At 57.2% G+C, this 25,720-nt stretch carries 26 protein-coding genes and 1 tRNA gene; 10 read left to right on the forward strand and 17 right to left on the reverse strand.

Annotation, left to right across the window (positions count from 1 at the left end; all coding sequences use genetic code 11):
• Window positions 1-7: 7 nt before the first annotated feature.
• From fliE to GDA65_10865, 7 genes are all read right to left on the reverse strand, one after another.
• Window positions 8-319 (reverse strand): flagellar hook-basal body complex protein FliE, encoded by a 312-nt coding sequence (fliE, locus tag GDA65_10835; GenBank protein MBA5863189.1) that lies wholly within the window; start codon window positions 317-319, stop codon window positions 8-10.
• A 2-nt stretch (window positions 320-321) separates the two neighbouring features.
• Entirely contained in the window at window positions 322-771 is a 450-nt protein-coding gene (gene flgC / locus GDA65_10840; protein MBA5863190.1) for a flagellar basal body rod protein FlgC, read from the reverse strand.
• 62 nt (window positions 772-833) lie between these two features.
• Window positions 834-1,241, reverse strand: coding sequence for a flagellar basal body rod protein FlgB (flgB, locus tag GDA65_10845; protein ID MBA5863191.1), 408 nt, complete (start codon window positions 1,239-1,241; stop codon window positions 834-836).
• Between the two features lie 170 nt (window positions 1,242-1,411).
• A complete protein-coding gene (locus GDA65_10850) occupies window positions 1,412-2,830 on the reverse strand; it encodes a response regulator (protein MBA5863192.1) in 1,419 nt (472 codons plus the stop codon).
• The gene (locus GDA65_10855) at window positions 2,827-4,116 is read right to left on the reverse strand and encodes a PAS domain-containing protein (protein ID MBA5863193.1); all 1,290 of its coding nucleotides are present in this window, start codon (window positions 4,114-4,116) and stop codon (window positions 2,827-2,829) included. The genes GDA65_10850 and GDA65_10855 overlap by 4 nt, the downstream gene beginning before the upstream one ends.
• The gene (locus tag GDA65_10860; GenBank protein ID MBA5863194.1) at window positions 4,113-6,194 is read right to left on the reverse strand and encodes a tetratricopeptide repeat protein; all 2,082 of its coding nucleotides are present in this window, start codon (window positions 6,192-6,194) and stop codon (window positions 4,113-4,115) included. Before GDA65_10860 ends, GDA65_10855 begins: the two co-directional genes overlap by 4 nt.
• 263 nt (window positions 6,195-6,457) lie before the next feature.
• The gene (locus GDA65_10865) at window positions 6,458-7,873 is read right to left on the reverse strand and encodes a response regulator (protein MBA5863195.1); all 1,416 of its coding nucleotides are present in this window, start codon (window positions 7,871-7,873) and stop codon (window positions 6,458-6,460) included.
• A gap of 297 nt (window positions 7,874-8,170) precedes the next feature.
• Between GDA65_10865 and GDA65_10870 the strand changes: the two genes are divergently transcribed.
• The 3 genes from GDA65_10870 to GDA65_10880 all read left to right on the forward strand — a co-directional run bounded on the left by GDA65_10870 (window position 8,171) and on the right by GDA65_10880 (window position 9,391).
• Window positions 8,171-8,246: transfer RNA gene (locus tag GDA65_10870), tRNA-Thr, on the forward strand.
• Between the two features lie 388 nt (window positions 8,247-8,634).
• Complete coding sequence (locus GDA65_10875; GenBank protein ID MBA5863196.1) at window positions 8,635-9,000, forward strand: hypothetical protein; 366 nt, start codon at window positions 8,635-8,637, stop codon at window positions 8,998-9,000.
• Between the two features lie 49 nt (window positions 9,001-9,049).
• Window positions 9,050-9,391, forward strand: a complete 342-nt coding sequence (locus tag GDA65_10880; protein ID MBA5863197.1) for a hypothetical protein — start codon at window positions 9,050-9,052, stop codon at window positions 9,389-9,391.
• Here the strand turns inward: GDA65_10880 and GDA65_10885 are convergent.
• The 4 genes from GDA65_10885 to GDA65_10900 form a co-directional block, all read right to left on the reverse strand.
• A complete protein-coding gene (locus GDA65_10885) occupies window positions 9,388-10,803 on the reverse strand; it encodes a response regulator (GenBank protein ID MBA5863198.1) in 1,416 nt (471 codons plus the stop codon). The genes GDA65_10880 and GDA65_10885 overlap by 4 nt on opposite strands.
• An 8-nt stretch (window positions 10,804-10,811) precedes the next feature.
• Complete coding sequence (locus GDA65_10890; protein ID MBA5863199.1) at window positions 10,812-11,294, reverse strand: hypothetical protein; 483 nt, start codon at window positions 11,292-11,294, stop codon at window positions 10,812-10,814.
• A gap of 287 nt (window positions 11,295-11,581) precedes the next feature.
• Window positions 11,582-13,051 (reverse strand): HAMP domain-containing protein, encoded by a 1,470-nt coding sequence (locus GDA65_10895; GenBank protein ID MBA5863200.1) that lies wholly within the window; start codon window positions 13,049-13,051, stop codon window positions 11,582-11,584.
• Window positions 13,052-13,199: 148 nt separating this feature from the next.
• Window positions 13,200-14,018 carry a hypothetical protein gene (locus GDA65_10900; protein ID MBA5863201.1) on the reverse strand — a complete coding sequence of 273 codons (819 nt, stop codon included), beginning with the start codon at window positions 14,016-14,018 and terminating at the stop codon, window positions 13,200-13,202.
• A 233-nt stretch (window positions 14,019-14,251) separates the two neighbouring features.
• On the opposite strand from GDA65_10900, the gene clpB reads away from it, so the two are divergent.
• Window positions 14,252-16,846: an ATP-dependent chaperone ClpB gene (gene clpB / locus GDA65_10905; GenBank protein ID MBA5863202.1), complete on the forward strand. Its 2,595-nt coding sequence runs from the start codon at window positions 14,252-14,254 to the stop codon at window positions 16,844-16,846.
• A 43-nt stretch (window positions 16,847-16,889) separates the two neighbouring features.
• Here the strand turns inward: clpB and GDA65_10910 are convergent, their stop codons facing one another.
• From GDA65_10910 to GDA65_10920, 3 genes are read right to left on the reverse strand one after another with little or no spacing between them, the layout of a single operon-like run.
• Window positions 16,890-17,315 (reverse strand): hypothetical protein, encoded by a 426-nt coding sequence (locus GDA65_10910; protein ID MBA5863203.1) that lies wholly within the window; start codon window positions 17,313-17,315, stop codon window positions 16,890-16,892.
• A 42-nt stretch (window positions 17,316-17,357) separates the two neighbouring features.
• Window positions 17,358-17,588, reverse strand: coding sequence for a hypothetical protein (locus GDA65_10915; GenBank protein MBA5863204.1), 231 nt, complete (start codon window positions 17,586-17,588; stop codon window positions 17,358-17,360).
• Complete coding sequence (locus GDA65_10920) at window positions 17,585-19,114, reverse strand: YifB family Mg chelatase-like AAA ATPase (GenBank protein MBA5863205.1); 1,530 nt, start codon at window positions 19,112-19,114, stop codon at window positions 17,585-17,587. The genes GDA65_10915 and GDA65_10920 overlap by 4 nt, the downstream gene beginning before the upstream one ends.
• A 348-nt stretch (window positions 19,115-19,462) precedes the next feature.
• Between GDA65_10920 and GDA65_10925 the strand changes: the two genes are divergently transcribed.
• Together GDA65_10925 and GDA65_10930 are read left to right on the forward strand one after the other, a co-directional pair.
• Window positions 19,463-19,981, forward strand: a complete 519-nt coding sequence (locus tag GDA65_10925; protein ID MBA5863206.1) for a hypothetical protein — start codon at window positions 19,463-19,465, stop codon at window positions 19,979-19,981.
• A gap of 70 nt (window positions 19,982-20,051) precedes the next feature.
• Complete coding sequence (locus GDA65_10930; GenBank protein ID MBA5863207.1) at window positions 20,052-20,288, forward strand: Lrp/AsnC family transcriptional regulator; 237 nt, start codon at window positions 20,052-20,054, stop codon at window positions 20,286-20,288.
• Between the two features lies 1 nt (window position 20,289).
• Here the strand turns inward: GDA65_10930 and GDA65_10935 are convergent, their stop codons facing one another.
• Window positions 20,290-21,279: a hypothetical protein gene (locus tag GDA65_10935; protein MBA5863208.1), complete on the reverse strand. Its 990-nt coding sequence runs from the start codon at window positions 21,277-21,279 to the stop codon at window positions 20,290-20,292.
• 151 nt (window positions 21,280-21,430) lie between these two features.
• On the opposite strand from GDA65_10935, the gene GDA65_10940 reads away from it, so the two are divergent.
• Window positions 21,431-22,222 carry a hypothetical protein gene (locus tag GDA65_10940; protein ID MBA5863209.1) on the forward strand — a complete coding sequence of 264 codons (792 nt, stop codon included), beginning with the start codon at window positions 21,431-21,433 and terminating at the stop codon, window positions 22,220-22,222.
• 106 nt (window positions 22,223-22,328) lie between these two features.
• The gene (locus tag GDA65_10945) at window positions 22,329-23,297 is read left to right on the forward strand and encodes a hypothetical protein (GenBank protein MBA5863210.1); all 969 of its coding nucleotides are present in this window, start codon (window positions 22,329-22,331) and stop codon (window positions 23,295-23,297) included.
• On the opposite strand, the gene GDA65_10950 is transcribed toward GDA65_10945, so the two are convergent.
• A complete protein-coding gene (locus GDA65_10950; protein ID MBA5863211.1) occupies window positions 23,291-23,686 on the reverse strand; it encodes a DUF423 domain-containing protein in 396 nt (131 codons plus the stop codon). The genes GDA65_10945 and GDA65_10950 overlap by 7 nt on opposite strands.
• 71 nt (window positions 23,687-23,757) lie before the next feature.
• Here GDA65_10950 and GDA65_10955 point away from each other — a divergent pair, with 71 nt between their 5' ends.
• Window positions 23,758-24,324 (forward strand): hypothetical protein, encoded by a 567-nt coding sequence (locus tag GDA65_10955; protein MBA5863212.1) that lies wholly within the window; start codon window positions 23,758-23,760, stop codon window positions 24,322-24,324.
• 101 nt (window positions 24,325-24,425) lie between these two features.
• Here the strand turns inward: GDA65_10955 and GDA65_10960 are convergent, their stop codons facing one another.
• The gene (locus tag GDA65_10960) at window positions 24,426-24,923 is read right to left on the reverse strand and encodes a hypothetical protein (protein ID MBA5863213.1); all 498 of its coding nucleotides are present in this window, start codon (window positions 24,921-24,923) and stop codon (window positions 24,426-24,428) included.
• 290 nt (window positions 24,924-25,213) lie between these two features.
• Between GDA65_10960 and GDA65_10965 the strand changes: the two genes are divergently transcribed.
• The gene (locus tag GDA65_10965) at window positions 25,214-25,558 is read left to right on the forward strand and encodes a hypothetical protein (GenBank protein ID MBA5863214.1); all 345 of its coding nucleotides are present in this window, start codon (window positions 25,214-25,216) and stop codon (window positions 25,556-25,558) included.
• Window positions 25,559-25,720 lie beyond the last annotated feature (162 nt).

Consider the following 25,720-nt stretch of genomic DNA (forward strand, 5'->3'; position numbering starts at 1 on the left):
CGATCGGTCAGATCTGCATCCGTTGGATTTCCTCATAGGCCGTCACGAGTTTGTTTCGCACCTGCATCATGAGCTGAAAGGACGCATCAGCCTGTTGCAACGCCACCATGGTTTGATGAATGTTGGTACTCTGGCCGGTCACCAACGACTCGACGGCCTGATTGGCGCCTGCCTGCGCGTCATTGATATGCCCGATGGCTTCTTTCAATGAACCTAAAAAGTTCGCCCCCCCGGCCTCGCCGGTCTGCCCGGCTTGCTGAAGCTCCGGCGCCTCGATCGGCCGGATCAGATTGGCTCCCGCGATGCGCAGATCGGACATGACTACCTCCCGATTTCCAGGGCGCGATTCCACATGGTGCGGGTCGCATTGACGGCTTGCACGTTGGCCTCATAGGCCCTGGATGCGCCGATCATATTGACCATCTCTTCCATGACGTTCACATTGGGCATCGTGACGAACCCCTTCTTGTCGGCGTCGGGATGGTGCGGGTCGTACACTGTCTGTCCCGGTTTCTGGTCTTCGATGACCCGGGCGACTTTCACGCCATCCAATGCATGCCGGCCGGACCCTTTGGACACTTGCGTGAACGCCTTTTGGAAGGCCGAGGACACAGGCGCCGCTTGAAACACGACATCACGCCGCCGATACGGTCCACCGGTGCTGGTTTTGGTGGATTGCGCATTTGCCAGGTTGCTGGCAATGACATTCAGCCGGTGTCGTTGCGCATCGAGCGCCGATACGGAAACCGCGAGACTATCCGTTAAATCCATCTCACACCTCTCTATGGTTCGCCCGTACCCCGAAGACTTGCATCACTCTGCCGCAAGAACGGCTACCGTCCTTCACGGATTGCGTTGAGGAGGCCTTTGAATTTCATGCCAATGATGGTGGCCGATGTGTTGTACTGCTGCGCATTGTCCGACATCTTGGCCATTTCCAGTTCGATGTTGACCGAATTGGCATCCAGCGGCAGATCGCCGGCGGGCACCTCTTCGATGCGCCCCTGCACGCGTTGAAAGCCGCTGCCCTTCGGGCCAATGTGGTGCTGATGGGTCGAGACCAGGGTGATCGGCAGTTTGCCCTGTTGCGCATGCGCCAGAGCCTGACCGAAGTTCAAATCGGTTGCGCGATACTTGGGCGTTTCTTCGTTGGCAATATTGGCAGCGATGACCTGCTGGCGGGCCCCGCGCAGATCCAATGAACGTTCGAGCAGCTGCATGGTCCTGTCAAAAATGGTCATAGTCCACACTCCATAGAAAGTTCTGCCCCCAAAGGGCTGCAATCTATGTACCCCGTTCGCGTCAGAATCTCTCGCGGGAACTCCCGGGTCTGTTTGACGAGGCCGCACCGAACCCACCCGGCAAATCCGACCCAGGAGGGAAAAATTTGCCTGGCACCGGTTTGATAGATTCAGGGTTTTTCTGCCTCTACCTGATAACCGAGATCGCGATATTCCCGTAATTTATTTCGCAACGTGCGAATACTGATGCCTAACTCCTTGGCCGCATGGGTACGATTGTCTTTCACTCGTGCCAAGGTCTTGAAGATGAGGTCCCGTTCCATTTCCCACAACGACCCGTGAGCGGATGGCGCCACGAGCGCCTCCACGGTTTCGACCGGTTGCATGGGAACCGTTCCATCCCCCGGCATCAAATGATCGACGTCAACCGCGTTTCCGGTTGTCACCAAAATGGCGCGTTCCATGACATTTTCAAGTTCGCGCACGTTTCCCTTCCATGCGCGCTGTTGGAGATCCGCGATGGCGCGTTCGGACAAGGTCGGCACGGTCAGGCCGTTGCGCTGCGCCGACGAACGGAGAAAATGCCTGGCGAGGAGCGGGATGTCACCCGGGCGTTCGCGGAGCGGAGGCACCGTGACGGGGAAGACATTCAAGCGGTAAAACAGATCCTCCCGAAAACGCCCTTGAGTCACCTCGTGGTAGAGCGAGCGATTCGTCGTGGCGATCACGCGGATATTGACGGGGACCGGGTCGCGCCCACCGATGCGATCGACTTCCCTCTCTTGCAGAACCCGCAACAATTTCGATTGCAGGCCCAAATTCATTTCGCTGATTTCATCGAGAAACAACGTGCCGGTATGGGCCATTTCAAACTTGCCCAGCTTTTTCTGAATCGCTCCGGTAAACGCCCCGCGCTCATGGCCGAACAATTCACTTTCCAGCAGACTGTCCGGAAGCGCGGCGCAATTCAGCGCCACAAACGGACGATGGGCACGAGGGCTTCTCGCATGAATGTAGCGCGCCAACAATTCTTTACCCGTCCCGCTTTCGCCGCTGATCAACACGGTGGCTTGGCTGGCCGCGACGCCCTCGAGGGTCGTGAGCAGGCGAATCATGCCGGGGTCTTGTGTCAGGATCGCGCGGGCTTCCAGTGCCGCCGGAGTATCCTGCTCATCCGGCTCGGCGCTGGCTTGCAGATTGAAGATCACCCGCTCAAGCAGGTCGGTGGAAAACGGTTTTAAAATGTAATCGTTCGCGCCATATTTCATGGCCTCCACCGCCGTCTCGACGGTCCCGTAGGCGGTCATGAGAATGATGTAGGTATTGGGCGCTTTCTGTTTTAACGCTTTGACGAGTTCAAGCCCGTTCAGGCGCGGCATCTTCAAGTCAGTCACCACTAGCCAGGGCTTCAGTCGTTCGACCTGCTCGATCGCATCCGCCCCGTCGATGGCGCCACGCACTTGATACCCCATTCGACGCACCGTTTCCGACAAGGCCGTCCGCATCGAAGGTTCATCATCGACGATCAAGACGAGTCGGGCCTCTTCGGCAGAAGCTGAAGGTCCCTGCAAAGCTGGTTGCGCGCTCATTCATACCTCTTTTCTTCTGTTAGGCTGACAATCTGGCGGGACGCCTCCGAATGATCGGATAGGGTGTCACTCGAGGCAGGCGTCGACGGCGTGTGTACGGGCCCTTGCGGCAACGTGATCAAGAACGAGGTGCCATGTCCGGGGTGGCTCTCCACATCGATCCGTCCATGATGGGCTTCGATCAACGCGTGCACGATGGCAAGTCCCAAGCCGGTCCCCTGATCTTTCGTGGTAAAGAAGGGATCAAAGACCCGCGACTGCAATTCGGCCGGGATACCCGTGCCGGTATCACTCACCGTGAGTTGGATGGCCGGCGATTCCTGGAGTTGAGGCGGGGCAGGACAGGCGGCCAGGGTGAGGGTTCCGCCCTCTGGCATGGCCTGGACCGCGTTCAAGACCAGATTCAAGAGAACCTGCTTCATTTTCGCGCCGTCGCACCAGAGCCGGGGCACGAGCGGATGCACCTGACACCGCACCTCGACAGAGTCCGGCGGAATGGCGTGACTGGCCAGCGTCAGCACCTCCCGGATCAGGAATTCTGTGTCATGCCATCCTCGCCGCGAACAGTCGGGTCTGGTGTATACGAGCAGATTGGACAGAAGCCGATCCATGGATTGAACAGCCATGGAAATATGTTCCGCATAATTCCGGAGTTGAGGCTGGTCACGGAGATCCTTTCGCAACATCGACGCGAACAATTCCACACTGCCCAGGGGATTCCGGATTTCGTGGGCGATGCTGCCCACCATCTGCCCCATGGCCTCCAGGCGGTTGCGCCGCTGCAACCGATCTTCGAGCTGACGAATACGCGTGACGTCATGAATCAGCACGAGTTTCCCGATCAGATTCCCCGTTTCGTCGGTCAAATCTGTCTGTGACAGGGCGATGGTGACGCCGCTGGGAAGCACGAGCGGGTACTCGCCATGGTCTTTTCGAATCTCTTCCAATACGGCGCTGGCTCGACGCCCTCGCAATTCAGCCTGCGGCACGCCCAGGAGCAACTCCGTCGAATGATTGCACCGCACCACAATATCTTGAGAATCGGCCACGATGACGCCGGTATCCAACGATTCCAAGACCGCGGTCACATGGGCACGCATGTCCTCGGTTTCACGCAGATGCTCGCGCAGACTCGCATTGGTTTGCGCGAGTTCGAGATCCATTTGCTGCAGGCGTGTAGTTAACGCGTCGTACGACTGCTGCAGCACGGTTGCGGCCTGATCAAAATCTCGAAACGCGCGCGTCAGCAAGTCATTGTTGATCGTGTCTCCCTCCGGCTTGGTCACGGTTTTTTCCCTCGTTTGTCGGCCGGCGGTTCCGGCAATTCAGTTGCCAACACGGCCGCGATGCGGCGAACCAGACTATCGGAATTCACACTCAGTGCGCGCAGCCCGCTTTTGGCAAAATCCTCGCGTTTTGACCCGCGTGCCAGCTGAACCATTTGCAATTGAGCCCAGGCTTCCTGCACCGGCTCGAGTCCTGCGACGAGCGCCTCTTTATACATGGCCAGCGCCGGCGCCTGGCGATTCAAACGAGCCAGCACATCGGCATACCGCAGCAGGTCCCCGGCGGAGAGTTCCCGACCCGCTTTGATCAGGCCGTCGTAGATCGCTGCCGCCTCGGCGTCTTGTTTGGACTGAGCCAACACGCCGGCAACTTTCAGCTGCACCATCGTGCGGTCAGGATGCCGCGGATTGTGCGCCAGCCATTGCTGGCCGAGTTTGAGCAGGGCGGCGAGATTGCCTTCTCCCTCAAACGAGGTCAGAATTCCACGCAATGCCTCTCCAGAAAACCGACCGGTAGGAAATTGCAGGCGATACCGCTCAAACACTGCCCTCGCCGCCCGCATATCTTTTTGTTCCATGTAACTGTGGGCCAGCCCCATCAACGCCGTTTCATGTACCTTCTCTGCTTTAGGATCGCGAACCAAAGACTGAAACAGCCGCGCAGACTCCACGGGGAAGCCCAGGCGACGATGCGCGTCTGCGACGTTGAGCAGCAACTCCGTGCCGGCATACAAGCGGTCGGCGAAGGGCCCATGCCGATGGAATACATTGATTAGTTCAAAATCATCCTCTGCCTTGAGGGCTGCCTCCAGGCGTGGGCGAAGGAAGCGGACCAGCTGCGCGCCGCTTCTTTCCGGCCAAGGATCGTTTTCAAACTTGCCTGTGCGCAGCACCGCCAGTTCATACGCGCGGAGGGCATCCTCCGGTTTGCCCGCTCTGTCCAAGGTTTCCCCAAGGTGAAACAGGGCTTCGCTGCCGACTATCGAATTCTCATAATCTTTGGCACTCTGTTCGAATACCTGACGAGGACTCAGCATTTCTCCCGGCTTCAACGGAACATTTTCCAGATGCGCCGCGATGGTGTGTCGAAGATTGACCTCCTCGCCCTCCGGATCCAGATGTTCCTGCACATCGGCATACCGAAGCCTGGCGGTGGCGGCAATCGGCGCATCAGGGTATTGGCTCAGTAGCGCTGCGTAGAAGATGCTTGATTCAGCCCAACGCCCCGCCTCCTTGTAACTATCGGCGAGGTAGGTCAGCACGAACGGCGTTTCGGGCCGGGTTGGATACAAATTGTAAAAATGGAGCAACTGCTCCCGCATCACCGGCCCCCGCTTGGATTCCCCGGCGGTATCGGCATACCGCAACAGCGCAAAGGCATCGCTCCGAAGCGCGGCAGGCCACCGGCTGGCGATACTTTCGTAGAGCACATCGGCGTCCTTCAAGCGGCTCATCCGATAGAGACTGTGAGCTTCTCCCAGCGAGGCAGATACCAACAGGGTAGGATCGACGGTGCGTTTCAACACATGGTCGAAGGTGTGAATGCTCTCTTTCCAGTTCTTCAATCCTCGCTGGACATAGCCCAGTCCGAGCATGGCCCGATTGGCATCAAACGAGTCGCGCTCCGAGAGAGAGAGGGCATGCTGATAGGCAATCTGCGCTTCCTGAAACCATCCTTCGACCCGATACACATCGCCGATCCGCCAGGCTGCCCGCTTCGCATTCGTCGATTGCGGATTCTCGCGCATCACTGTTTTGTACTGATCGATGATGTCCAGCGGCCGGACTTCAGGGTCGTGACTCTTGAGCGCACTTTCCGCCAGAAACGCCTGGATCGAAGGCTTGAGCGGCGACTCGCGGTAATCCCGAAGCAGATTGCTGAACTGCAGGCGTGCCTCCGGATAGAGCCCGTGGTTGTACAGACTCACTCCTTGTTCGAACTGTTTCCATTCCGGACGATCGGTCGTGCGTTCAAACCGTGGTCCCGGATCGGGCAAGGCCCCACGCACGAGTTCTGATGGCTCCGGCATCATGGCCGGCAACTCTTGCCGCATCGTGGATAAGCCGCCTGCAGCCATGGCAGACCCTGTTCCCACGAACAGGAAACAACTGAAAACGTAGCCTGTGCAGGCGAGGGCGTAGCGGGATCTAGAGGATAAGAGGTGCACAGGAGCCGAATCAGCAAGTCCTGTGCCCCTATGGAAATCCGGCAACTAGTTGTATCGGTTGATGTTCTAGGTAAACAACGGGTTGAACACCGAGCCGGCCGTCAGAAATAACAACGTCCGCGATCAAGAGCGGGTCAAGAAATTGACAGGCTGAGAGATGAAGGAGAGATCAGTCAGTTTTGAATGGAGTACCCATGACTTTTCGGATCGAACCCTTTCCGTTTTAATTTTTCCACGAGCGTAGTCCGATTCACTTGAAGCAGCTGAGCTGCCCGACTGGTTATGCCATTGGCTTTTCGCAGGGCTTCCCCGATAAGACGGTTCTCGTAATGTTCGAGTTCCTTCGTCAAATTGATGCCATCTTCAGAGAAGCGAATAAACTGCTCGGGAGCTTCGGCCGCCTTTCCTCCTACCATTTTTAACGAACGTTCCGGGAGATCGGCCACGGTGATCATGCCCCTCTTCTTCAAGACGCAGAGGCGTTCAATCATGTTCTCAAGTTCCCGGATATTTCCCGGCCATTCCTCTTCTGTCATGCGAACCAATGCGTCCGGCTCCATGCCGAGAATCTCCGTCCGGCGCAATTGATTGAATTGGGCGATAAAATGATTGACCAAGAGCGGAATGTCGCTGCGGCGCTCCCGCAACGGAGGAATGTGAATGGGAATGACATGCAATCGATAATACAAATCCTGTCGGAACCGGCGCTCCTGAACGGCCTGCGCCAAATCCTGATTGGTGGCCGCGATAATGCGCACATCCACGTTAATCGTCCTGGTTCCACCGACTCGTTCGAAGCATCGCTCCTGTAAAACGCGCAGTAGCTTCACTTGCAATGGCAAACTCATCTCGCCGACTTCGTCTAGGAAGATGGTGCCGCCATGGGCCAGTTCAAACCGACCAAGCCGGGTGTGCGCGGCTCCTGTAAACGCCCCCTTTTCATGGCCGAACAGCTCCGACTCCAGCAGCGTTTCCGGAATCGCACCGCAATTAACAGGCACTAGAGGGCGGTCTCGTCGCATGCTATTAAAATGCAGCATGCGCGCGATCAATTCTTTTCCCGTTCCGCTCTCCCCTTCAATCAATACCGTACTGTCGCTATCAGCGACCTTTTCGACGAAATCCAGCACCATCCGCATCGGCGCACTGGTGCCTACCAAATGCTCAAGCCGGTATTGATCTCGCACCGCTTTTCGAAGAAGGTGGTTTTCCTGTTTAAGTTTGTATACGTCTAATGCTTTCCTCACCACCACTGCCACCGTGTCAGGCTCGAAAGGCTTGGTGATGAAGTCGAACGCGCCGGCCTTCATCGCTCGCACAGCATAATCGACCGTTCCGTATCCGGTCATCACGATCGCAATAACCTTAGAATCGATCTTTGAGATTCTGTCGATCGTTTCCAGCCCATCGATCCCCGGCATCTGAAGATCTGTCAGCACCACGTGTACCGGCTGGTCCTTCACCGCCTCCACCCCGTCCACCCCGTTCGACATGACCGTCACCTGATGACCTTCACTCGTGAGTGTTTCCGCCAATAGCTGCCGGACTGCCGGGTCATCATCAATCACGAGAATGTGTGACTGGCTCATAAGGGAGCCCTCCTCTCTGGAAGATCGAATGCGATGGACTGGCTTAGCAAAACACGACTACGGCTGGAGACGAGATCCGTGGCGCGTGAAGTAGACATATCCTAATTCAGCTTATTGGGAATTCGCACTTTATTCAAGTAAAAGTAAGGGCTTTCGGGAAAATTGCACCAGAAGTATTGCGCAGAAACTGAACGACGGACTCACGATGCCTATTCGCAGCTTGACAGGCATGAAGAAGAATTGTAGGGTTCCCGCTCTGCTCAATATCCACGATCCTTTCGATAACGAATCTTGCGAGCTGGCGTAGCTCAATTGGCAGAGCAGCGGTTTTGTAAACCGCCGGTTGGGGGTTCGATTCCTCTCGCCAGCTCCATGAATTCCACCGACGAATCAACTGGTTGGCGCTGCACAGAATCGCTCCCCTCCCCTCATAAGTGTGTGAGTGTTTCCGCCTTACCTGTGAAATACTTAAATTTCACCTGTCCCCACCTCGCTCAGCTCCATCCAGGCCGATTTTGTACAATCCGCATAACAAAGGGCGATAGGCGTTCAGTTCGGACTGCTCGCAGGAGTGTCGTTGCATCTCATGTCCGAACCTTCTCTGATTGGTTGTCTAGAATGCCTGAAATCGGCTTCTAGTTAGGACGTTCTCCCCTCCATCGGGTTACCGATTCTGAGGACTAGGCGAAGGGCTGTAGTTCGAATACTGTTGCTATCTAACGGGAGAGTATTCATGCCGAGGTTCCTTAAGAGGAGGCACCATGAAGAATCGATATAGTCACCGAGTACCCATGGACTGCTCGGTCATGTTTGCGGGAGATAATGTGGTGGGTGAAGGGCGAATTCTAGATATTTCTCTTCCAGGATGCCTTCTCGAAAGCCCGAAAAAGATGACCGCTGGCGAGTATCTCCAACTGAGACTGTTCTTGCCTGATCGTCAATCTCCGCTGCATGTGGCTCTGGCCGCAGTCAGATGGGTGGATGGTTCCAAGCTCGGCGTCGAATTTATTCGAACCTCTGAAGACGAACAGCGCCGCCTTGAACACTTGGTGCGACAGAGCCCTGCTGTGAGCGGTCCATCAACGTGGAGCGAAGGCATAGTTCTTTTCGGAGCCACTGGGAGATGAACACATCGACTAACCAATTCATGACCTGATTTTCATAGGAGCCCTGATCATGCCAAAGCATTTTAGGATTCGCACGTACCAGAGGGTCAGGCGTTGCGATACTGGCTACTACCTGTCAGAAGATTTTCTTGGAAAAGGGATAATCCGGGATATTTCGAATGGAGGATGGCGTATGCAGGGTGATCATGAAGTCAGGATAGGCATGAAACTTACATTGCGAATGGAACTTCCTGAGGAAAACTCACCGTTAGAAATAGAAGAGGCTTCAGTTCAATGGGCCAGCGGGAAAGACTTTGGCATTCGGATTAAAAAAATCCGTCATACAACGGCAAAGCGACTAGAACGGTTAATTGGATTTCAATTTTGTTCGCTTCCCCAAATTGAGCCCTAGGCGTCTTTGACCTCCTCCGTCGTATCCTCAATTTCGGTGAGATCCAGGTCATGACGCTCCTTCAACATCGAAGGATGCAGCCCATACTTTTTTAACATTTTATAGAAATCTGCCCGATATCGGCCTGCAAACTGAGCTGCCCGGGAAATATTTCCGCCCGTCATCTGTAATACATTCCGTAAATACGAGCGTTCGAATTCTTCCTTTGCTTCGGTCAAGGGTTTTAAACCCATATCGGTCGACGCCCCGGCTGATGGAAGTAGTTCCGGCGACACCATGTCCTGCCGGGACATGACCACGGCCTTTTCCACTGCATTTTCAAGTTCCCTAACATTGCCTGGCCATGGATACCCCATAAGCCTATGCATGGCTGCCGGCGTGAATCCACGCACATCCTTGTTGGATCGTCGCGCACTCTGCTTCAAAAAATGTTGGGCCAACAGTGGAATGTCGTCCCGCCGTTCGCGCAAAGCAGGAATACTAAGCGGCACAACGGAAATTCTATAGTATAGGTCGTGCCGGAACGTCCCCAGCTTTACACATTCCGCCAGATCTTTATTCGTCGCCGTAATGATCCGCACATCGACTTTTGTCGTATACGCGGCGCCGACCTCGCGCACTTCCCGCTCCTGTACGGCGCGTAGAAGTTTTACCTGCATGGGGAGCGACATTTCTGCAATTTCGTCGAGGAAAAGTGTTCCCCCATTCGCGCTTTGGAAAAGGCCCCGCTTCGCCGTCATTGCACTGGTAAAGGCACCACGGATATGCCCGAATAACTCGCTTTCAAAAAGACTTTCGCTGATCGCGGCACAATTCAACGCCACAAACGGGCCCTTTGATCGACGGCTATTGGCATGGAGAACTCTGGCCAGCACTTCTTTTCCTGTCCCGGTTTCGCCGGTTAACAGAATGGTTGCATCTGAATCGGCGATCTGAGCAACTTGCTGAAACAATCGTTGCATGGCGGAACTTCTCGCAATGACATTTTCCAAGCCGTAGAGCTCCTTGACCAATGATTTCAGTCGCTGGATTTCTCGAGTCATCCGCAACTGAATCAAGGCTTTATCGATAGTCGCTTTCAATTCTTTGTCATCAAATGGCTTGGTCAAATAGCCAAAGGCCCCGCGTTGCATCGCTTCGACTGCGTTGGGAATACTCCCATGCGCGGTCAGAATAATGACCGGCAGTCCCGGTTGAATCTGTAAAAGTTCCTCGGTCAGCACCAATCCATCTTCTGCCCGCAACCGCAAATCAGTAATCGCGATATCGAACGTTTCCTGCCGGGCCGCAACAAGAGCATCGCGTCCTGTTGTACAGGGCGTCACGGAAAATCCGAGAGCAGACAGCCGCATCCGCAGTAAATGCAACAGACCTTCGTCATCATCCACAACGAGAATTCGTTCTTGTTCCATGACGGTCCTTAGGGTTTGGACGGCTCCGATTGTTGCGATGGGACAAAACTTGCGGGCGGCTTGATTGGACGGGTCTTTCCTCTCATTTCCTGATCAATGTGCTTGAGCGCTTCAAGCTGGCTCGTGAGTTCTTCGATTTTTTTGTCCCGGTCGCTGACTTGCCGCTGCAGGCTTTGAAGCGTGGCCGGCTCTACCGACATGCGATGGGACTCACGCCTGGAATTGAATAACTCCGCCTTTCGCTCCTGGTTCTGAAGCTCGCGCTGCATGGCCTCGAGAGATTGAGCCTCGCTGTCCTGTAACGCACGTAATTGTTCAATGGTGAGTTCGCGGTCGAGAAGATCCCGCACTGTGCGTTCAATTGTTTGGGAAAGCACCCCTTGAGTCTGAGCGATTGCAGGCCCATTCCAGACGGAACGCATCCATGACTGATCAGGCGATACTTCACCGGCCTGCAGCAATTGCAACCAGAGTCGACTCGAAACAGCCAACTGGCTCTTGGGGGCGACGGCAATAACTTTCTCGAAGTTATGGATGGCCGACTCTCGATTTTCATACAGAGACGCCAATGCGCGGGTGAAGAATACATGATCACAGGTATTTTTACTAGCACATTTAGGCGTTGACGAGGAATCTTTACGTAAAATGGCTTGCAAAATCTTGCCCCCCCCCTCGTCGTTTAGAAAATATGGGCTCTGGTATGGGGGCGGAGGGAGGGTGCCACAGGCGGACAGGAGTCCAAAAACCACCAACACGCCTATGGAGTGACACCGCCGCACTAGGCCAACATCCCTGATTTCGTTAGATATAAAATGAATCGCACGGTCGTCCCTTTTCCGACTTCACTTTCCACCCAAATCCTCCCGCCATGGGCTTCTACGACCTTTTTCGCAAGGGCTAACCCGAGGCCGCTGCCCACTGACACCTGTCGGTTTCTGGTACGCCCCTGATAAAACCGCTCGAAAATATGTGGCAGTTCCTCCGCCGGTATGCCGGGACCCGAATCCGCGACGTCGACAAACAGCAGCCCTTCGTCTTGCTTCGGGGTCATGTGTAGCCTGACAATGGCACCCTCGGGACTGTACTTCAACGCATTCGAGAGGAGATTGTCCAGTACTTGTTCGATGCGTGTGCTATCTGCCCTGACCCAGTGCCGTTCCACCGGGGCCTCAATCAAGAGCTGGACATGTTTGGCATCTGCTAATAGGCGGATTTTATTGACCGAAATATCGGCGACCCGCCGGAGATCCGTCGGGACAAACCGATACTCCATCATCCCGGACTCCATCTTCGACAGATCTAGGATCGTCGAAATGAGATACATGAGCCGCCGACTACTGTCCGACATAATGCGAAGGGTGGTCCGCTGGTCCTGTGTTAAGGGGCCGGGAATTTCATCCAGTAAGAGATGAGTGCCTTCCTGGATCGAAGCCATCGGTGTGCGCAACTCATGGGATACATGGGCGAGGAACTCGCTTTTGATATCATCCAACTGCTGCAACTTGGTTCCCATCCACTTGACCGTTTCACCCAATTCCCGCAATTCGCGGGGCGCCTGACCATCCAGCGAAGCATTGAAATTGCCCTGCCCCATCTCCTGAATGGTGGCCTGGAGACGACGCAACGGTCGAAGAATATTGTAACTAGCCACCGCGGCCATACCGAGACCGAAGAGGAGCGCGACCAACACCAGATTGCGTGTGACGGCTTCCGCATGCACGGAGCTGGCGCGAGACTCATTTACTCCTACAGCAATCCGCCACTCATGGAGGCCGATGTACTGCTGTAGAGTTGCGACCATTTTTTCCACCATTGCCTCGCGCCGCGCATCATAGGCCGAGGGGGCCTCCGGGTGTCCGCCTGACTCAGCCAACTGCGTTTGAAAAAGCGCCAGATGCGCCTGCTGAAGTCCCTGGACATCCTTGAGCAGTCGTATCTCTGGTTCCGGGACGTCATGAGCCAGCAATTCCTGCAGAATCTGTTGAAACTCTTTGCGCTCGGTCTCGAAACGCTCCAGAAAAGCGGCGGCAGGTACGGCCATGTATCTCTTCTCGTCCTGAACCTCCTCATAGAGCGAGGCGATTAAGCGTTTGGCTGAATCAATTTCCGGATGATGGTGGGATCCGACCTCCGTATTGAGACCGGCTAATGTCCGAATCTGCAACAACGCGTAGACATTGACGGCGGTCATTACCGCGATAATGACCACATACGTCAGCACTAATCGCCAGAAAATTGAGAGGCGCACGACCAGGTCCCTTCCCTGGTGATGGACGCAAGATCCTGCAGAATCGGCAGTGCAGGTTAAGCCATACACCACTTCCCTCCTCCCCTCAACAAGTTCTCTATATTGTGCAGAAACGGCGGGTGCGTCGTCGAATCGCTGGAATCTCTTCCTAGCGAGCGGAGTCGTGGAACTGCGACTGATACGCGCGTTGTCGTCGAGACGTGGAAGATAGCGCCGAGAAAAGATGGCCTCGAAAGAGGAGCATACCGACCATGAGCGGCGGAGTCAGAAGCAGCGCCATGGTACCGGTGAGGCTTGCGGAAATCCCAAGGTCGGTCAACCAGGCGCTCAGAATGGTAAACGGCACCAGGACTAACTGGATGAAATCGAGTCCAGCTCCCCTCCCCAACTGACTCGACAGTTTAAAGAAGAGCGACAATCCGAGTGGCGCCAAGACCAAGGCCATCGGCAGGAACCATTCAATCCAATTATCCAGTACGAACTCGTAACTCCGCTTCAAGACATCAAGCGGAGAATCATGCCTGGTGAGATAGATCACCTCTGGAGCGGGATTCAGCAGAATGAAGACCAGTAACAAACAGGCCATCACAAGAAATTGACTGTCAGGATTGGCACGCAGACTCGTGTCCAGGAGCATCGTGGGAATCCAGAGCACAAACCCGACACTAATGACATCCCAAAAATAATGCCCCATGCTTTCCAGCACGTCATGCATGGTTATTGTCCGCATGCCCTTAATGGACTGTTCGATCAGGCTCAGCGTCGCGCCGATCAAGAGCGCATTGACGGCACCGAGCAGGAATCCTCCGAGCATACCCAGGGGACGAGCGATTTGATGGGCCAACATCATCAGTAGGGTAAAGACGATGACGGCGAGGATGACGAACCACCCGCGGACCAGGGAGCGCCCGGTCGCGTGCAGCGCGTCTCGATAGAGCTGGAGCGTAGAACTGAAGACGGTCAACATGGATCAGTCAATGCGGGCCGCATCACATACAGAGCGGTGCCTCGTAGCGAGAAGGCGATTCAACATGTTGGGCGGACAATAAGACGGATTCCCCTGACAGGTCAAGTCACGCCGCGAAAGAATTCAGATTCTCGAACGAGCAAGGAATAGCCGGTAGTGGCTGCTATTGACTTGCCCATCGATATGATTATGTTCTCCCAGTAGAGAGGCACACCCACCCAGGAGTCAGCCACATGGATATGAACCGGATGACCGTCAAGCTACAGGAGGCTCTGCAGAGCGCCTCAGCCCTTGCCATGCGCCGTGGACATCAGGGCATTGATGTCGAGCATCTCCTGCTGGCGCTTCTGGAGCAAGAGCGCGGGATTGCGAGCGCTCTGTTCGAACAGGCCGGGGTGTCACCGGCTGCCGTTCGCCAAGCGGCGGACCAAGCGCTCGCGAAAGTGGCGCAAGTTCAGGGGCCCGGCGCGGCTCCCGGACAGATCCACCTTGCACCGCGGTTAGGCACTGTGTTGACCAAAGCCGAAGACCAGATGAAGGAATTGCGCGACGAGTTCATCAGCGTCGAACATGTTGTTCTGGCCATGGTCGAAGAGGGCGGCGTGTTTCGCCGGCTGAATTTGACGCGGGAACGCCTCCTGACGGCATTGCAACAGGTTCGTGGCAACCAGCGGGTGACGAGCCAGGATCCTGAAGGCACCTACCAGGCATTGGAAAAATACGGGCGCGACCTCACCAAACTTGCGGGCCAGGGCAAACTTGATCCGGTCATCGGCCGTGACGACGAAATCCGACGAACTATCCAGATTCTATCCCGACGAACCAAGAACAACCCCGTCCTGATCGGTGAGCCGGGTGTCGGCAAGACAGCCATCGTCGAAGGCCTGGCACAGCGCATCGTGAAGGGCGATGTGCCAGAAGGGCTCAAGCAGAAGCGAGTGGTCGTCCTCGATATGGGCGCGCTCGTGGCCGGCGCCAAGTTCCGTGGAGAATTCGAAGAACGGCTGAAGGCCGTCCTCAAGGAAATCCAATCGGCGCAAGGGCAAGTCCTGCTCTTCATCGACGAACTGCACACCGTTGTGGGCGCGGGCGCCGCCGAAGGTGCAATGGATGCGGCGAATCTCCTCAAGCCCATGTTGGCCAGAGGCGAAATGCACCTCATCGGCGCCACCACTCTGGACGAGTACCGCAAACATATTGAGAAAGATGCCGCGCTCGAGCGCCGATTCCAAACGGTGCTGGTCGATCAGCCGAGTGTCGAGGACACCATTTCTATTTTACGAGGTCTCAAGGAACGTTACGAAGTGCATCATGGCGTGCGCATCAAAGACGCCGCCCTCGTCGCGGCAGCCAAACTCTCCAACCGGTATATCGGCGACCGCTTCTTGCCGGATAAAGCGATCGATCTCGTCGACGAATCCGCCGCACGGCTCCGCACGGAAATCGACAGTTTGCCCGCGGAACTCGATGAGGTCTCACGGAAAGTCTTACAACTGGAGATCGAGCGGGAAGCCCTCAAAAAAGAAACCGATGCGGGAAGCAAGGCGCGTCTCCAATCGATTGAAAAGGAGCTGAACGAGAAGAATCGCGATCTGCAGGCCCTGAAGACTCGATGGGAATCTGAAAAAAATTCGGTGAGCAAGCTGCGGAAAATCCGCCAACAGATTGAGGAAGTGAAGCAGAACATCGAGCAATCCGAGCGCGCGTATGATTTGAACAAGGTCGCCGAACTGCGATACGGCGAGTTGCCCAGGCTCGAGCGGGAACTCGAACTGGAACAGCAATCCCTCGGCAAAAAACAAAACGAAACCCGCCTGCTGAAAGAAGAGGTGGATGAAGAGGATATCGCCGCCGTGGTCAGCCGTTGGACCGGGATTCCCGTTACGCGGCTCGTTGAGGGGGAAATGGAAAAACTCCTCAAGCTGGATGAACTGCTCCACAAGCGCGTCGTGGGACAAGAGCAGGCCGTCACAGCGGTGGCTGATGCCGTGTTGCGGGCCCGCTCCGGCATCAAGGACCCCAACCGGCCGATCGGTTCGTTTCTGTTCCTTGGTCCGACCGGTGTGGGCAAGACGGAACTCGCGCGCGCGCTTTCCGTCACCCTCTTCGATGACGAATCGAATCTGATCCGGATCGACATGTCGGAATATATGGAGAAGCATACGGTCGCCAGGTTAATCGGCGCCCCTCCCGGCTATGTGGGGTATGAGGAAGGCGGCCAACTGACTGAAGCTGTGCGAAGGCATCCGTTCTCCGTCATCCTCTTCGACGAGATTGAAAAGGCGCACCACGACGTCTTCAATATTCTGCTGCAGGTGCTCGACGACGGACGGCTGACCGATTCACAGGGGCGAACCGTGGATTTCAAGAATACGGTGTTGATCATGACCTCGAATATCGGCAGTCAGCATATCCTGGAAGCGCAGCAGGCCGGCGCCTCCTATGAGACGATGAAGACCCAGGTGACTGGCGAATTGCGGGCACACTTCAGGCCGGAATTCCTGAACCGGGTGGACGAGATCGTGGTCTTTCATGCGCTTGGAAACGAACAGTTGTCCAAGATTGTAGAGATTCAACTGGAGCGGTTGCGAGCCCGCTTGATTGAGCGGCGGATCACGCTGACGGTCACGCCGGACGCGCTGCAGAACCTAGGCCGCCGCGGTTACGATCCGGTGTATGGCGCGCGACCGCTCAAGCGACTCATTCAGCAGGAGATTGAGACACCGATGGCGCGGCAGTTGATCAAGGGAGAGCTGCGGGATGGAGATACGGCGGTGGTGGACGTGAAGGATGGGCAGATCGTCATCGTTCCGACCGTTGCCCCGTGAGCCATCCTTCGGTGTGGGACACGCGAAGACCCGTCGGGGGCGGTTATCCCAAAAAGACCGCCCCTCCCTTCGTGTCCGTCTCCTTACCGCTGAAGTGTTTCTTATCGATCCGCCATTCCGTCTGGGACACGTCGAGACGATGTCCCTTGATCGTGTGAAACGAACCCTTACTGAACACCACGCGGTTCCCCTCGCGTAATTCCAACATGAACACGACCGTTCCCGATTCCTCGTGTTTAAGGGAAACGCTGGTCGGACTCTTGGCAAGCTGATACGCGCGACGCTCGTTGAACGTCAGATTGCTGTCGACAACCTTCGCCATCATCCTTCCCACCTCATCAAACAACGCAAAGTTGACGAGCAACGCCCGCGCCGGTTCCTTGATGGCGACCTCAAACTGCGGCACCCCTTCGATATCGATGATGCCGTTCGAATTTTTATACAGATTGGACCCGACTTCAATATCCATAGCCACGACTCCTTCTGCTGCACGGCACCCGGAGATGCCTCGTCACGATTTCTTGATACGGTCCAAAATCAATGCGATACACCCGCCCAATAAGCCGCCGCCCAGAATGGTCGTGAGGAATTCAACCAGTTTGAGTTCCCACACCGATCCCTGAGCTTGCATCGCTTCTCGAATGCCCCCTTGCAGGAGAATGACCGCCAATGCCATCGTCGCACCGACGATGAACCACCAGGCGAAAACACGCGCGGTATGGATGATAGGGGATTCTTTCACAACTCTACTCGACGATCGAAACTTCGGTACTGAATCGCCTCGGCCAGATGAGCCGGTGCGATACTACCAGACTCAGCCAAATCGGCAATAGTCCGGGCGACACGGAGAATGCGTCCGTGCGCACGGGCCGAAAACCCCAATCGGGCCATGGCCTGTTCAAGCAGATCGCGTCCCTGGCTGTCCAGAGCACAATACTGCTTCAGGTGGCGCGGTTTCAATTGCGCATTGGTGTAGATCCCGTCGCGACGATACCGTTCGGCCTGATGCGCCCGGGCCGCCATCACCCTCGTCCGGATCGTCGCCGACGAATCGGTCGCCGGCGCGTCATCGCCAAGGGCGCGAATCGGCACAGCCGGCACCTCGATCTGAAGATCGAGACGGTCCAGGAGGGGTCCGGACAATCGTCCTCGATAACGCCGTACCTGAGCGACGCTACAGACACAGTCTCTCGTCCGGTCGCCGTAATAGCCGCAGGGACAGGGATTCATGGCGGCCACCAGCATGAACCGGGCCGGAAATTTCAGGGAGCCGCTGGCGCGTGTGACGGTAACATGCCCATCCTCCAGCGGCTGTCGCAACCCGTCGAGCGTGGCGCGCCCAAACTCACCGGCTTCGTCCAGAAACAAAACCCCATTGTGAGCGAGGGATACCTCGCCGGGCCGCGGCATAGTTCCGCCGCCGATGAGACCAGCCTCTGAAATGCTGTGATGCGGGGCGCGAAAGGGGCGCCGGCGCATCAAGGGCTGATTTCGAGAGAGTTGTCCGACCACACTGTGAATGCGGCTGGTCTCCAGCGCTTCTTCCTGCGCCAGCAACGGCAGAATGCCGGGGAGGCGGCGCGCCAACATGGTCTTACCGGAACCAGGCGGGCCCATCATCAGAAGATTGTGTCCGCCGGCGGCAGCGACTTCCAAGGCCCGTTTCGCGTGCGCCTGTCCTTTCACGTCGGCAAAGTCTTCGTCCTCCGGCAGTATGCAGGCGGCGGATCCGTCGCCGGTCAACGAGAAGGCGGCAATCGCTTGAGCGCCGCGTAAAAACTCTACGGCTTGCGGAAGCGTGTGGATGGGAAATACTTCCGCGCCGTCGGCTAACGCCGCCTCCTCGGCATTCTCAGCGGGAGCCAGAATGCGATGACGACGGCGGCAGACCACGCCGATCGACAGGGCCCCCGGGATCGGCTTGAGGCGACCATCGAGCGACAGCTCTCCCACGAACACCGAATTCTTGACGGCCTCCGCAGGAATGACGTCTTCCGCCGCGAGAATGCCCAGGGCGATGGCCAGATCAAGCCCGGCGCCTTCCTTCTTAATATTGGCGGGAGCCAGGTTGACCGTGATTTTTTTGATGGGAAATTGGAAGCCGCTATTTTTAAGGGCGGCACGAACCCGGTCGCGACTTTCGCGGACTGTCGCATCGGGAAGCCCCACGATGGAGAACTGAGGCAGCCCGGCGGAGATATCGACTTCCACATCCACCAGATGCGCGTCGATGCCCACGATCGCGGCACTCAAGACATTGGCCAGCACAAATTCCCCCAGAAAACCGTTATGCGGTCGAGAATCAGAGGAAGGTCAAACGGTCGCAAAGCGGCGTTGGTGGCCGGATTATAGGCAGTTGCCCCTGCGGAATTCAATCACGCCGCCAGCGTAGAGCCGCTCCGGCCTTGCGCTGTAGCGTGGGTAGCGGCGCTTCTGTATAATGCCGCCATGTCACCCCTCGCAGATCGCCTCAGTCGACCGAATACCAGCTCTGTCATAGAGGCGAATTCGGCGGTCCGGCCAGGAGGGGCACCCACACCCTTCGTCAGGGCGTATCTCGTCATCATGATGCTAGTCCTGTCGCCGCTTGTTCCCGATAGAGGCTGGAGTCAACTGATGGTCGCCGAACCGGCACCGATGAAGGGAACGGTTGCCCAGCCCGCACGGACGGCCTCTGTCTATATCGGCTCGGTCATGGCCATGCTGGCGACCTTTGAAGACGCCGGGATTCTGCCACCCGAGGGCACGCCGCAGGCTAACAGGATCATCAAGGCCGTGATTCAATTTCAGTCCGCTTTTCTCAAAAGCAATCATCCGGCCGTCCGGCAGTTTTTTACGGAAGCCCATCGCACCACGCTGGGCCCTCGCGCTGATGAGGTGGAAGCGTCATTCCGCCAGAGCGGTTGGTCGGCAGATACCTTCGACGCAGTGATGACGGCCGGACAACTCGAGACGGCCTGGAACGCCGACGGTCTCAGTGACGGCTTCCGGGAATTCAATATCGGGAAACAGGATTTCGATATCCTGGCGGAACTGTACCAACAGAGCAGCCGCGCCTTTGCTACACAGGGCAACAGTTTCCAGGAAGTCTATGCCCGGCGTCGCGGGGAGATGCCCGGAGCCAAACCGGAGTAACCGTCCCTTATCAACCAAAGCGCAGCCAACACTATCACATTGTTTCACGACTGCAGTTTGAGGAGGCATCATGGCAACGAAAGCGTACATTCTCATCAAGGTCAAGGCCGGCAAAGGTAAATCCGTGCTCGCCGCACTCAAGAGCATTGCCGGCGTCGAGCAGATCCACGCCTGTTTTGGCCAACCGGACATTTTCGTCTTTATTAATGTGGCGGATGAGCGAGCGCTGTCCGACGTCGTGATTACACGCATTCACGCCATCGAAGGCGTCGAAGAAACCGATACGCACATTGTCGCGGAAACCTAGGTCACCGGTACTCGACCGTAACCGCCCGGCCGCCCTGGGCGGCTGAGATGTAACAGGCCTCGGCAATTTCAACGGCGCGCTTGCCGTCTTCGAGGGTGATTGGAGGCGGCAAGCCATCGCGCACGCTCCGCACGAAGGCGCGCAATGCGCTGAGCACGGTTGGGACTGCCGTGGTGGGCCAGTCTCCGGCGCCATGCCGGGCTGAGATCCTCGTTATCCGCTGCTCGCACCAGTTCGCCGACACCTGTCCTTCGCTGCCGATCAGTTCGACGCGCCCGATCCGACCCGACGTTACCCGGGACACATCCACCAGACAGGTCAATCCACATCGAGTAACGAGGCGGCCCAGCATCCGCCGCTCTGAACCGGCAGGCGGCACGCGGTCCATCTCGCAGGACACCGTGTGAATCTCGTCTTCCGTCAACACGCGAACCAGGTCCAGGAGATGGATCCCGATCTCGAGGACACAGCCGCGCCCGCCGAACCCACACTCCTCCTCACTCCTCCCGTGCGGCTCCATCCGGCTGGTCAGGTTGAGATACTGAAGCGCGCCGACCTGCGCCCGGCGTTCACGCAGCGCCGTCACCGCCGCATCGAACCGCAGGGTCTGCGCAGTCATCATGACCTGACGGCTCCCATGGGTCGCCTGTATGATGGCGCGCGCCTCGTCGGCCGTCGTTGCCAGCGGCTTTTCCACCAAGAGCGCTTTGTTCGCCTGTGCGACGGACGTACAGATATCCCGATTGAGCGCGGGCGGCGTCACCACGACCACTGCTTCCACCCGGGGATCGGCAATCAGCTCGTGATAATCGGAATAACAGGGGACGGTTGCCGCTTCTACCAGCCCCGCTCCCTTCCCGGCCCGACGCCGGCACACAGCTACCAGACGGGCCTCAGGAAGATCGTGCAAAAGATGGTTGGCGTAGCGGCTGCCGTGATGGCCAAGTCCGATTAACCCGACTCCGAGCGGCATGCGAGATTCGTGAGACATCACTGGCCGCACTCTACCGGCCGGATCGCAACGGGTCAAGACGACTCATGCGGCTGCCGCCATCGATTGACAATGTCCAAATCCGCTCCCTATAGTACCAGGCGATTGCCCGTTTGACGCCGATGCCCATCGAGAAAGGACCCGATCGCCCATGACTACGCAGACAGCACCGTTTTCCCTGGATCAGATTGGAACCGGCACGGCTCGCTTTCCAAGTGGAATGTCGATTCCGACCCCGACTGACGCAATGGTGGATCCGTATATCCGCACGCGGATCAGCAAAGACGTCCATGTGGAATGTATTCAATTCTGGCCGCAGGACAAAGTCACCTATCCCGGGATTGTGCTGTTGCATGACTGGTGGGGCATGAATTCTCAGATCACGGCGCTGGGCGCACGTTTGGCGTGCGAAGGGTACGGCGTCATCATTCCAAAGCTCTATGGCCGGCTCGGCGGCATGGTCACGGCCAATGCCGAAGTGGCGGAAGCACTGGCAGCCAAGTGCAACGAGCAATTCCTTCTCCAGGACATCAACACCTGCTGCGAATATCTCAATACGACCGAACGCACGAAACGGAATATCCATGGGGTCGTCGGGTTTGGCCTGGGCGCCTCACTGGCCATCCGCTTTGCCTGCCAACGCAAACGGTTACGGGCCGCCGTCGCCTATTATGGAAAAGTGACCGCGCCGGACCAACTCACCAATATGATGAGCCCCTTGCTCTACCATCAGGCAGAGCAGGATACCTGGGCGACGCAATCAGACGTCGATCTGCTCCGGGCCGCTGCGGCCCAGGGAAAACGGATTGAGATCAAGACCTATCCCGGCGCCACGCACGCCTTCTGCGACGAAACCAGGCAGGGCGCGCACAATCCCGACGCGACCGCGCAAGCTTGGAACGCCACTGTGGCATTTCTTAAAACCTGTTTCCAGGGAACCTGAACGGTATCGAGGGTCAACCAGGCGATGATGATGGCGGCGGCCGATGACCTTCGGTCACCGCATGTCCTCACTGTCCTTCTTGTCTAGAATGAAAGCAGCCACAGTCATGCCGAATCCTGTCGTTCGCATCGCCCTCCTCGCCTGCTGCCTCACCACCCTATTCACCGCGCCGATCACCGTACGCGCCGACGAGGCGACTTCTCCACCCCAGCCGACCCTGGCCAACCGCCTGCCTGCCTTTCAGGAGGTGGCACGGAGCAATGCGGCGCAGCTGTCGGCTCTTCCGGCGCAGGGTGATGCGCTGTCCCTGTTCAAGACGGTAATCGGCCCGCAGGTGGGGCTCGGCGACGCAGCGATGACGGTGGGAGCCAAAGGGCTGACTCCGGCGATGACTCAGGAATTGCTGATCAGTGATCTCACGAGAGCAGCCAATGAGCTCGTGCGCGGGCTGGCAGCATGGCAATTGGCGCACGCCGCCCGGGATCTCGGCACGTCCGGCACCGCAGAAGCGCGCGAGCGTGTTCACACACACCTCGAAGCCCAAACAGCCTGGTTGAGCGAAGGCACCACGCTGGGTCCTGCCCTGGGGCGTCTCCAGACGTTAACCGCGGGCGCCCCGACGGAGGACACCGCGCCCGTGATTGCAGGCGTCGTTGCCCAGATCGAAGCCTGGGCCATCGACACCGTGCACCGCGAATGGTTCAGAATTTACAATTGGAAAGACCAAGTGCGGCAACAGCGCGGCCTCGTGCGTTTGTGCGGAACGTGGCAATGGTCGATTCACAACCATCAAAACCATCGCGAAGAAAAAACGGCTGTGATCTTCGCTCCCCCGGGCTCCGTGTCGACCACCAGTCCAGCGGAAATCATTGTCCTGGGTGATAGCGTGTATCTGCGATGGGAAACCAGGGCCGGGGTGCAGGAAGATAGTCTGCTGTTTTCGGGAGAGGGACAGCGTTTGGAAGGCACCTTCGTGAATACAGCGGGCGGATGGGGCTCAATAACCGGCAAACGCACCGCTAGCTGCTTCAACGAGGGCGGCAAAGCGACGTCGCCGCGCCGTCATCATCATTGAGAGCGATCGGCGCACCAGGCGGTCCAGGCAATGCAAGCCCACCCGCTGATAAACGACACCCCGCCCAAGGGAGTCAGAGCGCCCATCCATTTGATCCCCGCCAGCGCCACAAGATACAAACTCCCGCTGAACAGCAGAATACCGGCGCACAACAACCAGCCGGCCTTGACCGCCCATGGGCTGTTGGTCTCGCGAAGTAACCAGGCTACGACAAAGAGACCGAGAGCATGGTACATTTGGTAGCGCGCTGCCGTTTCATACACGGTGAGCATGGCCGGATCCAGAATCGATTTCAGGGCGTGCGCACCGAAGGCGCCAGCCGCCACGGCGCTCGCCGCAAACAGCGCGCCGAGAAATGCGAATTGAAACGAGCGTATCGATTGATGCATACCGGCCTCTTGAAGAGCCACGTCCTCGAGCAGGGCGGGGCGCGCGATTCTAACACGAATGTCGATACGAAATGAGCAAACCGATCCCGCTTGAATGTCCCCGCTGTCTCCTGGCAAACCCCGATGCCGCCCAGTACTGCGAATGCGGGTACGACTTTACTCCGCACTTCGAAGGGTTTCCGCTGAAATCTTCCGCCGGAGCCGCGCCGCGGAAACGTCTGTTCTCGGAAGAAATGGGCCGTGGAAGTTTTGTGCTGGGCATTCTGCTGATCTGGCTGGCGCTTTCAGTCGGCGAACTTTACCGCATCCGCATCGAATTGCCTCGCCGTCCCAAAATGGAACTCGGGTTCAGCAGTCTGATGGTCGGCCTGACCGATCTTGCCGCCGCGCTTGTCGTCGGCGCTATCGGCTGGGCTTGTGTGTGGATTGTCTTGGCTGCGCAGAGCAAGCGCGACGGCAGCCTCTGTCCCAAACGGACCACCTTCGTCGTCACCCTGATCGCCGCGGGCCTGCTTTTTGTCACCCGTACCATCGACCCGAGCGTGTTGGTGCAACACGTCATGCAGGTGCTCTTCGTTTTGGCCATTGCGATTGCGTCGTATTACGCAGGATGCCGGAACTGGCTGGGGAAATGGTAATCGATGAGGCCGGCGTGCAGAGCCGGCATGCGACTATCCGGGGACGCTGTGGGAAGAACTGCTCGGTCGGCCGTAGAAGACCCGCCGGTGGAAAACCCGCGTTACTTTCTGCAGAAGTAAAGGTAAAAGTCGGCGAACTCAACGGCCGGAATGCCCAAATGCACCGGCTTTTTTGTATTGCCGCACAGGAGGCTCCATTCCGCCGCAAGCTTTGCCAACTGTTCCTCATTCACCCCATGAGTGCCCCACAAATTCACCGATGCGGAGCTCAACACCACCGTGACCGTATGCGTGGAAGGTCCGTAACTAAACTTGAATTCGTGCCCTCCTCGAAATAGCGGAATGACACCTTCTCGCGATCGCAGCCCCCGATGCTCGCATGTCGTGCAGGTCAGTGATTCCAACCCACTGCGAGTATCGTACTCTCCGGCACAGACCTTCATGCGGCCGGCGCAGTTATGGACCGGACAACGGAGCCCATCCGGGTCTTTTGGGGCCTGTTCGGGTGTCGGACCTGGTTTGGATGGGTGAGTCGGATCGCCTGCCGCCCCTGAAAATTCGTGTTCCTGCACAATGACCTCAGCGGTGCGTCGTACCATCTGTGGAACTCCCGTCAGAGTGCGGCCATAGCACGTTGCCATGATTAACTATGGCAAGTATATCAGACGCAACCACAGATCCCGGATGTCCCGACTTTCGGCTGTGCCGTCATGAGAAGAGCTACCGTGGCCGACATGGACAAGGGAAAGCCCCTGGTTTTCAGGCAGCTTTTCTCCTAATATCCACTCTCTGCCAGACGGCACTGTGCCACAAGAGGCTTGAAACCACAATCGCTGTTCCCCTGCCGCCGGCGAGCCGACGGAGGCGGAATCCGAAAGGACCATCGACCGTGACAGACGACTACGTGCGCAGGAAGGTACAGGTCATCAAGGAGTTTCTCGAATCGCAATTTCCAACCCCTTATGTAGTGGAAACCGTCTTGCCGAGACGGGATCCGCTCGCCGACACGAAATATAAAGTGATCCTCAACAATGTGGTCGAACGCACCCTCCTGGTCTGCCCCGCGGTGGTGATGGACAGCTTTCCCACGCCAGACCTCCTGAAGGAAGTGCTCGTGTCACGCAGGATCATCGACAAGGTCACCGCATCGACCGATTCCCGCATCTGCCATGATGACCTGGGTACCGATGACCAGAACTATCAAAAGCCCATCCGTTCCGTGCGCGGACTCTAGCACCAGGGATTAACTGTAACTCTGTCGTAATTCACATGACCGATCGCACCCGGTTATGAACCATGGCTACACTCGGGCACATTAAAGCGTTGGACACGGTGCATCAGCCTGCCTTCGGCGTTGGGCGCCGATGGGTACGTTTCAACAATCATTCCACGTACG

The sequence above is a fragment of the Nitrospira sp. CR1.1 genome (genome assembly GCA_014055465.1).
In the GTDB taxonomy this organism is placed as follows: domain Bacteria; phylum Nitrospirota; class Nitrospiria; order Nitrospirales; family Nitrospiraceae; genus Nitrospira_A.